This is a genomic window from Bordetella hinzii LMG 13501, from assembly GCF_001548475.1.
Classification (GTDB): Bacteria; Pseudomonadota; Gammaproteobacteria; order Burkholderiales; family Burkholderiaceae_B; genus Bordetella; species Bordetella hinzii.
In genome coordinates this window covers 104,391-117,106 of sequence record NZ_LRUJ01000012.1, presented here as the reverse complement: position 1 = coordinate 117,106, position 12,716 = coordinate 104,391, and the positions used below count along the sequence as shown (strand labels likewise).

General features: G+C 65.0%; 12 protein-coding genes. All 12 read right to left on the bottom strand.

Annotation, left to right across the window (positions count from 1 at the left end; genetic code table 11):
* Positions 1-1,361: DNA primase (gene dnaG, locus AXA74_RS10665; RefSeq protein ID WP_081093931.1), on the bottom strand; the 1,361-nt coding region annotated here is incomplete at its 3' end.
* A gap of 17 nt (positions 1,362-1,378) precedes the next feature.
* Positions 1,379-1,591 (bottom strand): 30S ribosomal protein S21, encoded by a 213-nt coding sequence (rpsU, locus tag AXA74_RS10660; RefSeq protein WP_006218592.1) that lies wholly within the window; start codon positions 1,589-1,591, stop codon positions 1,379-1,381.
* Positions 1,592-1,880: 289 nt separating this feature from the next.
* On the bottom strand, positions 1,881-2,420 hold the full coding sequence (locus AXA74_RS10655) for a phosphoribosyltransferase (RefSeq protein WP_029578824.1): 540 nt from the start codon (positions 2,418-2,420) through the stop codon (positions 1,881-1,883).
* Positions 2,421-2,542: 122 nt separating this feature from the next.
* Positions 2,543-3,838, bottom strand: coding sequence for an adenylosuccinate synthase (locus AXA74_RS10650; protein ID WP_029578825.1), 1,296 nt, complete (start codon positions 3,836-3,838; stop codon positions 2,543-2,545).
* A 76-nt stretch (positions 3,839-3,914) separates the two neighbouring features.
* Positions 3,915-5,072: an ATP phosphoribosyltransferase regulatory subunit gene (locus AXA74_RS10645; protein ID WP_029578826.1), complete on the bottom strand. Its 1,158-nt coding sequence runs from the start codon at positions 5,070-5,072 to the stop codon at positions 3,915-3,917.
* 248 nt (positions 5,073-5,320) lie between these two features.
* A complete protein-coding gene (hflC, locus tag AXA74_RS10640; RefSeq protein WP_029578827.1) occupies positions 5,321-6,208 on the bottom strand; it encodes a protease modulator HflC in 888 nt (295 codons plus the stop codon).
* Between the two features lie 17 nt (positions 6,209-6,225).
* Entirely contained in the window at positions 6,226-7,524 is a 1,299-nt protein-coding gene (hflK, locus tag AXA74_RS10635) for an FtsH protease activity modulator HflK (RefSeq protein ID WP_029578828.1), read from the bottom strand.
* Positions 7,490-8,596, bottom strand: a complete 1,107-nt coding sequence (gene hflX / locus AXA74_RS10630; protein ID WP_029578829.1) for a GTPase HflX — start codon at positions 8,594-8,596, stop codon at positions 7,490-7,492. Before hflX ends, hflK begins: the two co-directional genes overlap by 35 nt.
* 87 nt (positions 8,597-8,683) lie before the next feature.
* On the bottom strand, positions 8,684-8,920 hold the full coding sequence (gene hfq / locus AXA74_RS10625) for an RNA chaperone Hfq (protein WP_003810707.1): 237 nt from the start codon (positions 8,918-8,920) through the stop codon (positions 8,684-8,686).
* A 183-nt stretch (positions 8,921-9,103) separates the two neighbouring features.
* A complete protein-coding gene (hisC, locus tag AXA74_RS10620) occupies positions 9,104-10,177 on the bottom strand; it encodes a histidinol-phosphate transaminase (RefSeq protein ID WP_032955349.1) in 1,074 nt (357 codons plus the stop codon).
* Entirely contained in the window at positions 10,174-11,529 is a 1,356-nt protein-coding gene (gene der / locus AXA74_RS10615) for a ribosome biogenesis GTPase Der (protein ID WP_029578831.1), read from the bottom strand. The genes hisC and der overlap by 4 nt, the downstream gene beginning before the upstream one ends.
* A gap of 24 nt (positions 11,530-11,553) precedes the next feature.
* Positions 11,554-12,711: an outer membrane protein assembly factor BamB gene (bamB, locus tag AXA74_RS10610; protein WP_029578832.1), complete on the bottom strand. Its 1,158-nt coding sequence runs from the start codon at positions 12,709-12,711 to the stop codon at positions 11,554-11,556.
* Positions 12,712-12,716 lie beyond the last annotated feature (5 nt).

Here is a 12,716-nt window from a genome sequence, read left to right as displayed (position 1 = left end):
GCGGGCGCGGGCGCGGCGGCCGCCACGCCCGCCTGCTGGCGCGCAGCGGCCTGGGCCTGCATCTGGGCCGCGTACTGGGCCAGGGCCTGGGTCATTTCTTCGGGCGTGAGCTGGACCAGCCTGGCCATCTCGCGCTCGATCTGGGTCTTCAGGCCGCACTCGGGGATGCCCGCCAGCAGCGGCTTGGCTTCATGCAGGCAGCTGGCGCGCCCCTCGGCCTCGCCCAGGTTATGCCGCGACGCCAGCTCGTCGAGCAGAAAGCGCGACAAGGCGGCGGCCTGCGCCATTTGCTCACGGAAGGCCTCGGCGCCGAACTCGCGCACATAGGAGTCCGGATCGTGCTCGGCCGGCAGGAAGAGGAAACGGATGGCGATATCGTCGCGCAGCACCGGCAGGCAGGCCTGCAGGGCGCGCCAGGCCGCGCGCCGGCCGGCGGCGTCGCCGTCAAAACTGAAGACGACCTTGTCACTGGCCCGCAAGAGCTTTTTGACGTGATCCGGCGTGGTCGACGTCCCCAGCGTGGCCACGGCATTGCCTATGCCCAGCTGCGCCAGGCCGACCACGTCCATATACCCTTCTACCACGATGACCAGGCCTTCCTGGCGGATGGCCTGCCGCCCCTCCCACAAGCCGTAGAGCTCATGGCCCTTGCTGAAGACCGGGGTCTCGGGAGAATTGAGATACTTGGGTTCGCCCTTGCCGATAATGCGGCCGCCGAAGCCGATCAGGCTGCCCCGCGTATTGCGGATGGGGAACATGATGCGTTCCCGGAAGCGGTCGTAGCGGCGGCCATCCTCGGATTCGATCACCAGGCCGGCTTCGACCAGCGTCGGATCATCGTAATTGTCGAAGACCTTGGCCAGCCCATGCCGGTCGGTGCCCGACCAGCCCAGGCCGAAGGCCTTGGCGACCGCCCCGGTCAGGCCGCGCTGCTTGAGATAGGCGATGGCCTCGGGGGACGCGCGCAGCAGACGCAGATAATGCGCCTGGGCGGCATCGAGAACCTGGGTATAACGCGAAACCTCGGCCTTGCGGCGAGCCGATTCGGCTTGCTGGCGCGGACTGCGGGGTTCTTCGGGGACCGTCATTCCCACCGAGGCGGCGAGCGAGCGCACGGCCTCGGGGAAATTTGCGCCCGTGTGCTCCATCAGGAAGGTGATGGCGCTGCCATGGGCTCCGCAACCGAAGCAGTGATAGAACTGCTTGGTGGGGCTGACGGTAAAAGATGGGCTTTTTTCGTTGTGGAAAGGGCATAGGCCAAGAAGATTGGCCCCACCCTTGCGCAACTGCACATATCGCCCGACGACGTCGACCACGTCGACCCGGGCGAGCAAATCCTGTATGAAAGACTCAGGAATCAATAGATTCTGGAATCAGATCAGTACAAGCGCGGGGGCAGTTGCTGGCTACGAATCCGCTTGTAGTGGCGCTTCACCGCGGCGGCGTGCTTGCGCTTGCGCTCAGCCGTGGGCTTCTCGTAGAACTCGCGCGAACGCAGTTCGGTGAGCAAGCCGGTTTTTTCGATGGTGCGCTTGAAGCGGCGCAGGGCGGCTTCAAACGGTTCGTTTTCCTTCAGTCGAACGATAGGCATAAATTCAGTGTCTTGGGTAACAGCGATTGATTAACAAACCTGGCCAAACCGGCTCTCTGCCAAACCCTGCGGCGCGGCCCCTGGGCTAGTAGACAAAAATCCGGCATTCCCGGCAAGCCGGGTCGCTCCCGGGTGGCTAGGCCACCGCGGCTGTTTCCGTGGCGTTGTCACCCAAGTATGAGACCGACAAAATCGGTACGCGGGAAACGAGCGCCAGGTTCGGTTTAGCGATAACCAGCGATTCTAGCACGATAGCGCTTGGTTTGACCAGGGGCCAAGCCGGTGCCGCTTAGCGCGAGCCCTTGCGGACCCAGGCTTCCAGCTGATGGGGACGCAAGCTGTCGTAGTCCTCGAAAGGCTGGTGTATCCAGGGATTGGTCGGCAGCTTGTCGACGTAATAATCGGGCGTGACCTGGGAGTGGCCTTTCCACCACAACACCGCGCTCTTGAGCTCGGTGATGGCCGGAAACTGCTCCTTGAGATGGTTGAACACCTTGTTGAAGGTCATGCCGGTATCGACCATGTCGTCAACCAGCAACACCCGGCCGGCCAGGGTGCCGCGGGTGATGGTGATGAACTGGGCGATGTCGAGGTCGCCCTGCTTGGTGCCGGCGGCTTCGCGATAGCTGCTTGTGGCCAGAATGCCCAGCGGCACATCATAAATGCGGGACATGACGTCCCCGACGCGGACGCCGCCACGCGCCAGGCACAGGATCTGGTCGAACTGCCAACCCGATTGGAACACCTGCAGGGCCAGCTTTTCGATCAATCGGTGGTAGTCGTCCCAGGTCACCCAGACATGGCTGTCGTCATTTTTCGGCGAGCTCATAGGCGCTTAACTCCTGCTGGATAATACGAAAAGGCCGCCGGCGGCGAGGTGCCGCGGCGGCCGTGCGTAATCATAACCCGACGCGCGCGCCCGGCGCAGCGTCGGATGGCGGGCGGAAGCGATCAGCCCTTCAGGGGATGGCGCAACACGATGGTTTCGTTGCGGTCCGGGCCGGTCGACACTAGGTCGATGGGCACGCCGCAGACCTCGGCCACACGCTCCAGATAGCGGCGGGCATTGGCCGGCAGCTTGCTGTACTCGGTGATGCCCACGGTCGACTCGGACCAACCGGGCAGCTCTTCGAGCACCGGCTGCGCCTGCGCCACGGCATGGGCGCCGTAGGGCAGCACGTCACGGAACTCGCCGTTGACACGGTAGCCCACGCCCAGCTGGATGGTTTCCAGGCCGTCCAGCACATCCAGCTTGGTAATGCACAGGCCGGAAATACCGTTCAGGCGCACCGAACGCTTGAGCGCGGCGCCGTCGAACCAGCCGCAGCGGCGCGGACGGCCAGTGACCGACCCGAACTCCTTGCCGATGGTGGCCAGGCGGGTGCCGACTTCGTCGAGCAGCTCGGTCGGGAAAGGGCCGGAGCCGACGCGGGTGGTATAGGCCTTGGTGATGCCCAGCACATAGTCCAGCGACTGCGGACCCACGCCCGCGCCGGCCGAAGCGGCGCCGGCCAGGCAGTTGCTGCTGGTGACGTAGGGATAGGTGCCATGATCCACGTCCAGCAAGGCACCCTGCGCCCCTTCGAACAGGAAGCTCGCGCCTTGCTGCTGGGCCAGGTAGAGGTTGCTGGAGACGTCGCGCACCATGGGCTGGATCGCCGGGGCGAGCGCCATGGCCTGGTCACGGACTTCGTTGGCCGACACCGGCTCGGCGCCCAGATACTTGGTGAGCACGAAGTTGTGATAATCCAGCACTTCGGCCAGCTTGGCATCGAAGATATCCGGCGTGAACAGGTCCTGCACACGCAGGGCGCGGCGGGCGACCTTGTCTTCGTAGGCCGGGCCGATGCCGCGGCCGGTGGTGCCGATCTTGCCATCGCCCTTGCGCGCTTCACGGGCCTTGTCGATGGCCACGTGGTACGGCAGGATCAGCGGGCAGATTTCGGAGATTTGCAGGCGCGAACGCACGTCCAGGCCGGCGGCTTCGAGCTCTTCGATTTCCTTGAGCAGCGCCTCGGGCGAAAGCACGACGCCATTGCCGATATAGCAGGTCACGCCGGGATGCATGATGCCCGACGGAATCAAACGCAGAATCGTCTTCTTGCCGTTGATCCACAGCGTATGGCCCGCATTGTGGCCGCCCTGAAAGCGCACCACGCCCTGGACGGACTCGGCCAGCCAATCGACGATCTTACCTTTGCCCTCGTCACCCCATTGGGTGCCGATCACCACTACGTTCTTGCTCATGTCATGAATCAATATCGAGTTTCTCGGGAAATCCGGAAATCTCCCCGCGGCCCTCCCCCGATAGGGAGGGAGTTAGTCACAACGTCTTGACCGTCCAGGCGCCATCGTGCAGCACGAGCTCGCGGTCACAAACGAATTCGTCCTGGTCATGCTCGTGGCCGGGCAATACCTGGACGACGATTTCGCCCGACTGGCGCAGCGTTCGCACCGCGCCAGCCAGGGCGGGGTCCTGCCCCCAGGGTGCGCGGATGGCGCGCCCGGGTTCCGCCGGAGCCAGCCCGGCGGCCAGCTTGCGCAGGTCCAGGCTGAAGCCCGTGGCCGGGCGAGCCCGGCCGAATGCGCGGCTGACGTCGTCATAACGGCCGCCCCGCACCAATGCATCGTGCCATCCCTCGGCGTAGAGCGCGAAGGTCACGCCCGAGTGATAGCCATAACCGCCCACATCGGCCAGGTCCAGTCCCAGCGCCACATTCGGCACGGCCTGGGCCAGGCGTTCCAGCTCATCCAGCGCGGCGGCCAGCGCCGGCAACGCCGGCAGTTCCTGGCGCGCGCGGGCGATCACGTCGATCTGGCCGTACAGGCGCGGCAGCAGGGACAGCGCACGCAGCGTCGCCGGCTGCAGCGCGGGCTCGGCCTGCTCGAGTTCGGCCAGGCCGGCCACGTCTTTCTCACGCAGCAGCGTGATGATGCGATCCGCCTTGCCCGCCGCCGCGGGGTCCGCATCAAACAGGGCCTTGACCACGCCGGGATGGCTCAGGTCCAGGCGCGGACGCGACACGCCGGCGATGGCAACGGTTTCAAGCACCAGCTGCAGGATTTCGAGATCCGCCTCGAAACCCGCATGCCCGTAGATTTCCGCGCCGATCTGCAGCAGCTCGCGGCTGGACAGCAGGTCCGCCGGACGCGCATGCAGCACCGTGCCGCAATAGCACAGCCGGGTAACACTGGCCCGGTTGAGCAGGTGGGCATCGATACGGCTGACCTGTGTCGTCATGTCCGCGCGCACGCCCAGGGTGCGGCCAGAAAGCTGATCGATCAGTTTGCAGGTGTACAGATTCAGGTCGCTGCCCATGCCGGACAGCAATGAATCGATGTACTCAACCAAAGGCGGCGCGACCAGCTCGAATCCGTAAGTACGGTACAGATCGAGCAGCTCACGACGCAACTCCTCGATGCGCCGGGCCTCGGCCGGTAGAACGTCGGCCAAGCCTTCGGGCAGCAACCAGTTACCCATGAATATGCACTCTGAATAACGCCTCGACCCTGCGAAGGCGTCGCCCAAACGAAAAAAGGCTGAGGGGGCGTAAGCCCGCTCAGCCTTGCGGAAAGTTTTCTAGCTTACGCGGTATTGTACATGGATCGGCCGGCATGGCCTAGCCGCCCGCCAAAGCCGCCGCAGGCGCGGCAAGCCATCCAACCCCGATTTTCTGGGCCGGAAAACAACATCGGCACCCCGGGGGGTGCCGATGTCGCGATCGCGGCTTACTTGGCCGGGGCCGCCTGGCCTTGGGGATGCTTGAGGAACTGGAAGAATTCCGAGGAGGGATCGACCAGCAGCACGTCGCTGGGCTTGGAGAAGGCCGAGCGATAGCCCTCCAGGCTCTTGTAGTACTGATAGAACTCGGGGTTTTTGCCGTAGGCCTCGCTGTAGATCGCGCTGGCCTGGGCATCACCCTGGCCCATCACGCCCTGCGCCTTGGCATAGGCCTCGGCCACGATGACCTCGCGCTGGCGATCCGCTTCGGCGCGGATGCGTTCGCTTTCGGCCGCGCCGATGGAGCGCAGCTCATTGGCCACCCGCGTGCGTTCGGCTTCCATGCGCCGGTAGACCGACTCGGAAATCTCCGGGGCGAACTCGATGCGGCGCAGGCGCACGTCCACGATCTGCACGCCCAGCGGTTCGGCGCGCTTGGCCACATTGGCCAGGATCTCGGACATGATCTTGTCGCGTTCGGTCGAGACCACGTCCCTGACCGTACGCACGTTCACCGAAGCATTGAGCGCATCGCGGATCTGGGCTTGCAGGCGCTCCTGGGCGGCGCGCTCGTTGCCGCCGAAGGTCACGTAGAACAGGCGCGGATCGGCAATGCGCCACTTGACGTAGGAATCGATCAGCAGGTTCTTCTTTTCGGAAGTCTGGATGCGCTCGGCATCGGTCGACTCGATCGTCAGGATGCGCTTGTCCAGCGTGACCACGTTCTGGAAGGGCGGCGGCGCCTTGAAATACAGGCCCGGTTCGCTGATGACCTTGCGGACTTCACCCAGGGTGAATTGCAAGGCGTAGTCGCGCTCGCGCACGACGAAAATGCAGGATGACAGGACGGCCAGGATGATGAGAAGGCCGACCAGGTAAGGCATGAGACGTTGCATGATCTGGACTCCTCCGGTTAGCGCGACAGGCGGTCGCGGGGCAGCGTATTGGTATTTCCGCTGCTGCCGGATGGGGTCGAGGGCGCGCTGGTGCGCGCCGGCGCCGGCGGCACCGACGGCTGCGCGGCCCCCGGCACGCTGAGCGTATTGCCCGGGCGGCCGGCATCCTGCGCGGCCTGCTGCATGATCTTGTCCAGCGGCAGATACAACATATTGTTGGACTTGCCCGCATCGACCATGACCTTGCTGGCCCGGGAGAAGATCTCCTGCATCGTTTCGAGATAGAGGCGCTCGCGCATGAGCTGCGGGGCCTTCTGGTACTCGCCCAGGATCGCGGTGAAACGGGCGGTATTGCCCTGGGCGTCGCCCACTACCTTGGCCTTGTAGCCTTCGGCCTGCTCCAGCATGCGCGAAGCCTGGCCGCTGGCCAGCGGCACGACCTGGTTGGCATAGGCCTGGCCTTCGTTGATCTGGCGCTCGCGATCCTGGCCCGCCTTCACGGCATCGTCGAACGCCGCCTGGACCTGCTCGGGCGGCTGCACGTTCTGGATGGCCACGGTGCTGATCTGGATGCCCGCGCTGTAGCGGTCCAGGATCTGCTGCATCAGGGCCTGCACTTCGCTGGCGACCTCGGTACGGCCCTCGTAGAGCACGAAGTCCATGGGCTTCTTGCCGACGATTTCGCGCATGGCGGTCTCTGCCGCCTGGCGCACGGCCTCGTCAGGGTCGCGCATCTTGAAGAGATAATCCGGCGCGCCGTCGGCACGCAGGCGATACTGGACCACGAACTGCATGTCGACGATATTCTCGTCCGTGGTGAGCATCAGCGCCTCGGGCAGCACCTTGTTGCGAGAGCCGCCCCGGAAGCCCACCTCGAAGGTGCGCAGCTGGGAGATATTGACGAGCTCATGGCTCTGGATGGGATACGGCAGCCGCCACTGGAAACCGGCCGGCGCGGTGTTCTTGTATTTGCCGAACTGGGTGACGACGGCGACCTGGCCTTCCTGGACGATGAAGAAGCCGCTGGCCAGCCAGAGGGCAACCAGCACCAGGGCGATGACCCCCAGCCCGATGCGCGCGCCCTTGGGAGACGGCGGCGTGAAACCGCCGCCGCGCGGAGGATTGGGGCGGTTGCCGCCTCCACCCTTGCGCCCGAACAAGGAACTCAGGCGATTATTGAAATCGCGCCAGACCTCGTCCAAGTCCGGCGGACCGTCCCCATTGCCCTGCGGCCGCTTGGGCGGCTCGGAGCCATTGTTGTTCCCACGACCCCAGCCGGGGTCATTCAGATTGAAGAGTTTGGTGATTCGAGGCATTGTTTCCCGCAATCTGACCGATCTCTGCAATTGCCCCGCGCAACGCATCCAGACCGGCGCGCTCGGTAGCGCTTACAAATACTCGCGCAATCGTACCATGGGCATCCCGCTCCACCCGAGGTTCCAGTCCAGCGCGATCGATCTTGTTATATACCAGAATTGTGGGAATCCCGGCGGCACCGATCTCGGCCAGCACCTTGTTGACCTCGAAGATCTGCTCCTCGCGCTGCGGGCTGGCGGCATCGACGACATGCAGCAGCAGGTCGGCGTGCACGGTCTCTTCAAGGGTGGCCCGGAAGGCCGCGATCAGGTTGGGCGGCAGATCGCGGATGAAGCCCACCGTGTCAGAGAGAACGACGGATCCCGCGCCCTCGATCCAGATGCGCCGCGTGGTGGTGTCCAGCGTGGCAAAGAGCTGGTCGGCGGCGTAGGCGCCGGCTCGCGTCAGCGCATTGAACAGCGTGGACTTGCCCGCATTGGTATAACCGACCAGGGACACGGACAACGCACCGCCGCGCGCGCGGGCGCGGCGCTGCGTGACGCGCTGGCGCTCGACGCGGTCCAGGCGCTCGCGCAGCATCTTGACCTTGGCGCCGATCATGCGGCGGTCCATTTCGAGCTGCGACTCGCCCGGGCCGCGCATGCCGATGCCGCCGCGCTGGCGCTCAAGGTGGGTCCACAGGCGGGTGAGCCGGGTCGCCAAGTGCTGCAGCTGCGCCAGCTCGACCTGCAGCTTGCCCTCGTGGCTCTTGGCGCGCAGCGCGAAGATGTCCAGGATGAGGGCCACGCGGTCGACCACGCGCAGATTGAACTCACGCTCCAGATTGCGCTGCTGCGCGGGTGACAAGGGCTGGTCGAACAGCACGATATCGGCCAGGGCGGCGCCCGCCATGGCCACGCCCTCCTCCACCTTGCCCGAGCCGATGAAGTACTTGGCATCCGGCCGGTCGCGGCGCGCGGTCAGCGTACCGACGATCTCGGCGCCGGCCCCTTCGGCCAGCATCACGAACTCGTCGGCGTGCGCCTGGTGGTCCGGATTGCCGAGGTCAACACTGATGATCAATGCGCGCATTCATGCACCATTCTGGAGCTACAGCGAAAATGCCCGCCGACACGAAGCGTGCGGCGGGCAGCAAGAGGTAATGCTGGAGCGAGACGATTATTCAGCGGGAACTTCCACCTGAAAGTTGACTGCGCGGGCCGGAACGACGGTGGAGATGGCGTGCTTGTAGACCATCTGGGTAACGGTGTTGCGCAAGAGCACAACATACTGATCAAAAGATTCGATCTGCCCCTGAAGCTTGATGCCGTTTACCAGATAGATCGACACCGGCACGTGTTCCTTGCGCAGCGTGTTCAGAAACGGATCTTGCAAAGTTTGCCCTTTATTGCTCATTGGCCAGGCTCCATTTGTTTGTTTTGAGTGGTGGCAAACGCCGAGATCTGTACTCTACAGGGTTTTCCCGGGCCGTGCCACTTGGCCCAGGACGGAATTGCCACGAGAGATTTCAGTTCCCCGAACCGGTGGAAATCCCCGCAAAAACGGGGCCCGCCACCCGGGCGCCATGCCGGAAAATCGTCAGTTCAACAAGGTCTTTAACGCCGTTGTCAGGCTTGTGCACTCGGCGTCCGTGCCGACCGTGATGCGCAGGAACTGGTCAATGCGGGGACGCTTGAAGTGCCGGACGATGATACTGCGTTCGCGCAATTGCGCGGCCAACTTCGCGCCATCGTGCGCCGGATGACGGGCAAACACGAAATTGGCGGCCGAAGGCAATACCTCGAACCCCAGTTCGACCAGTCCCGCCACCAAACGTTCCCGGCTGGCGATCACGGCCTGGCGGGTACGTTCGAAGTAGGCCCTGTCTTCCATGGCCGCGATGGCTCCCGCCGCGGCCAGGCGGTCGATGGGGTAGGAGTTGAAACTGTCCTTGACCCGGTTCAGACCTTCGATGAGCGCCGGATGGCCGATGGCGTAACCCACCCGCAGCCCAGCCAGCGAACGCGACTTCGACAGCGTCTGCACCACCAGCAGATTGGGGTGGCGATCCACCAGCGCGACCGCGGACTCGGCGCCGAAATCGACATAGGCCTCGTCGATCAGCACGACACACTGGGGATTGCCGGCGGCCAGCCTTTCGATGTCGGCCAGCGGCAGGGCCCGCCCGGTGGGCGCATTGGGATTGGGCAGGATGACGCCGCCGGCCTGGCGGCCTTCGCGCGGCAGATAATCCTCGACCACCACGCCAAATGTCTCGTCCAGCGCGACCGTCGCATGCTCGATCTGGTAGAGCCCGCAATAGACCGGATAGAAGCTGTAGCTGATGTCGGGAAACAGCAGCGGACGGCCTTCATGCTTGAAGAAGGCCTGGAAAGCATGGGCCAGCACCTCGTCGGATCCATTCCCTACGAACACCTGCTCAGGCTGCACGCTCAGCGCGCGCGCCACCGCCTGGCACAGGCCCTCGGAGGACGGATCCGGATAGAGCCGGAGCGTATCGCTGGCGGCAAAGCGGATGGCTTGCAGCACCTTGGGCGACGGCGGATAGGGGTTCTCGTTGGTGTTGAGCTTGACCAGGTTCTGCAACTTGGGCTGCTCGCCGGGCACGTAGGGGCTCAGCGTGGCAACGACGGGACTCCAATACTGGCTCATTCCTTGTCCTGCGCGTAGGGATTGCGCGATGCCTTGAACTCGATGCGCAAGGGGGTGCCCGCCAGATCGAAGGCGTTGCGGAAACGGGTTTCGAGATAGCGGCGGTACGAATCGGGGATGGCGTCCAGCGCGCTGCCGTGGACGACGATGAGCGGCGGGTTCTGCCCCCCTTGGTGCGCATAGCGCATCTTGGGACGGAAAATCCCCTTGCGCGGCGGCTGCTGCTGCTCGACCGCAGCCTGCAGCTCGCGCGTGAGCTTGGGCGTGGACAGCTTGGCAAAGGCCGCGGCATGCGCGGCATTGATGGATTTGAGCAAGGGGCGGATGCCTTGTCCCTTGAGCGCCGAAATGGTGTGCATGCGGGCAAAGGACAGGAAGCGCAGCTTGCGCTGGAATTCGCGTTCGATGCGCTCGCGCTGCTCTTCGTCCAGACCGTCCCATTTATTGATGGCCACGACCACGGCGCGGCCGGTTTCGAGCACGAAACCGGCGATGTGCGCATCCTGCTCGGAAATCTCGGCTTGGGCGTCCAGCATCAGCAGCACGACATTGCTGGCCTCGATGGCCTGCAGGGTCTTGATGACGGAAAACTTCTCGACCGCCTCGAAGACCTTGCCGCGCTTGCGCAGGCCGGCCGTGTCGATCAGCGTGTACTTGCGGCCGTCGCGCTCGAAATCGATCTCGATGGCGTCGCGCGTGGTGCCTGGCATGTCGAAGGCGATCACGCGCTCCTCGCCCATCAAGGTATTGATGAGCGTGGACTTGCCGACATTGGGGCGGCCGACAATGGCCAGCTTGATGCGATGTTCCACGCCCTCCTGCTCGGCCTCGGCGGCTTCGTCTTCGGGCGCGGCCAAGCCGCCCAGCGCGGTTTCAATCAGGTCGACGATGCCATCGCCATGCGCGGCCGAAATCGGGTGGGGCTCGCCCAGGCCCAGCTCGTAGAAATCCGAGGTGGCCTTGCCCTCGTTCATGCCTTCGGCCTTGTTGACCGCCAGCAGGACACGCTGCTGGCCGGACTTGCGCAGCAGGCGGGCGATCTCGTGGTCATGCGCGTTGATCCCCGCCCGCGCGTCGACCAGGAAGACCACCACATCGGCTTCGGCAATGGCCTGGCGGGTCTGGCGCGCCATCTCGGCCAGGATGCCGTCCTTGGCGACCGGCTCGAAGCCGCCCGTGTCGATCACGATGAAAGGGATGTCGCCCACCCTGCCCTCGCCGTAGTGCCGATCGCGGGTCAGGCCGGAATAGTCGGCCACCAGCGCGGCGCGGGAGCGCGTCAGGCGATTGAAGAGGGTGGACTTGCCCACATTGGGTCGGCCCACCAGGGCAACAACAGGCTTGAAGGACACGGTGTAAGGCTTGTTCTAAGAGGTTCAGTTGGTGCCGATAAGGACCAGGTTGCCGTTGCCGGTCTGGACCAGGACACCCTGGGGTGTGGTTTGCGGCGGCGATACGACAGCCCCGCCGCCCACGGACAGGCGGGCGAGCAGGTGGCCGTCGCTGCGCGACAGGAAGTGCACATAGCCTTCCATGTCGCCCACGGCCATGGCCGGCCCCAGGAAAGCCGGCGCGGTCAGCCCGCGGTTCTTCAGGGCGGATTGCTTCCAGGCATTGGCGCCGTTGCCCAGGTCGAAAGCATGAACCACGCTGTACTGATCGGAAGCAAAGGCGAAACGCTGGTCGATGCTCATGCCGGTGGAGCTGGAGAAATCCTTGGCCCAGACAGGGCGGCCGCCCTGGGTCACATCAAAGCAGACGATGCGCCCCTGATAAGCCACTGCGCACAGCAGCGGGCCGGCGATGCGCGGCTGGCCGACCACGTCGGTGAGGCGCTCCAGGTCGCTGGCCCCCTTGGGCGTGGCGACCGTGCCTTCCCATTGGACATTGCCCGAGGCCGCATTGATCGCCAGCAGCTTGCCGCCAGGCAGGCCGGTGATGACCATGCCCTCGGCCATGATCATCTGGGAGACGCTGCGCAAGGCCAGCGCGGGACCGGGACGCTGCAGGCTCCACAGACGCTCGCCGCTGTTGGCGTCGAAGGCCTGGATGCGGTAGTCGCCGCTGCGCACGACGACCACGCCATAACCCACCACGGGCGGGACGGCGACGTCGCTGGTGGCCTGGGCGCGCCATTTGATCTTGCCGGCATCGTCGAAGGCAATGACCGTGCCGCCCGGCGAGGCCACGGCGGTGGTGGTGCCGTCGCTGCCGACGCCCGCGGACAGCTTGGTCTCGGCCGAAGCCTTCCAGAGCAACCGGCCGCTGGCCAGGTCCACCTTGGCCACCGAGCCGTCCGGCGCGGCGGCATAGGCGGCCTCGCCCAGCACCGTGGGAGCGAAACCCAGACCCGAGCCGCTGCCCACCGATTGCGTCCACACCGTACGCACCGACATGCCGGGCGCGTACTCCGTCAGGGGAGCCGGGTCATAGCGGGTATCCGAACTGGAAAACAGTGAGCACCCGGTAAGGGCCAGCAGCCCGCAGACCGCCACGGCACCGCGCCAGGCGCGGCCGGAAAGGGAAATGCGCATCGCGT

What these genes read in the sequence shown, in the direction of transcription:
- rpsU (WP_006218592.1), bottom strand. Translation starts at nt 1,591, where the DNA reads ATGCCTATCGTTCGACTGAAGGAAAACGAACCGTTTGAAGCCGCCCTG.
- AXA74_RS10655 (WP_029578824.1), bottom strand. Translation starts at nt 2,420, where the DNA reads ATGAGCTCGCCGAAAAATGACGACAGCCATGTCTGGGTGACCTGGGAC.
- AXA74_RS10650 (WP_029578825.1), bottom strand. Translation starts at nt 3,838, where the DNA reads ATGAGCAAGAACGTAGTGGTGATCGGCACCCAATGGGGTGACGAGGGC.
- AXA74_RS10645 (WP_029578826.1), bottom strand. Translation starts at nt 5,072, where the DNA reads ATGGGTAACTGGTTGCTGCCCGAAGGCTTGGCCGACGTTCTACCGGCC.
- hflC (WP_029578827.1), bottom strand. Translation starts at nt 6,208, where the DNA reads ATGCAACGTCTCATGCCTTACCTGGTCGGCCTTCTCATCATCCTGGCC.
- hflK (WP_029578828.1), bottom strand. Translation starts at nt 7,524, where the DNA reads ATGCCTCGAATCACCAAACTCTTCAATCTGAATGACCCCGGCTGGGGT.
- hflX (WP_029578829.1), bottom strand. Translation starts at nt 8,596, where the DNA reads ATGCGCGCATTGATCATCAGTGTTGACCTCGGCAATCCGGACCACCAG.
- hfq (WP_003810707.1), bottom strand. Translation starts at nt 8,920, where the DNA reads ATGAGCAATAAAGGGCAAACTTTGCAAGATCCGTTTCTGAACACGCTG.
- hisC (WP_032955349.1), bottom strand. Translation starts at nt 10,177, where the DNA reads ATGAGCCAGTATTGGAGTCCCGTCGTTGCCACGCTGAGCCCCTACGTG.
- bamB (WP_029578832.1), bottom strand. Translation starts at nt 12,711, where the DNA reads ATGCGCATTTCCCTTTCCGGCCGCGCCTGGCGCGGTGCCGTGGCGGTC.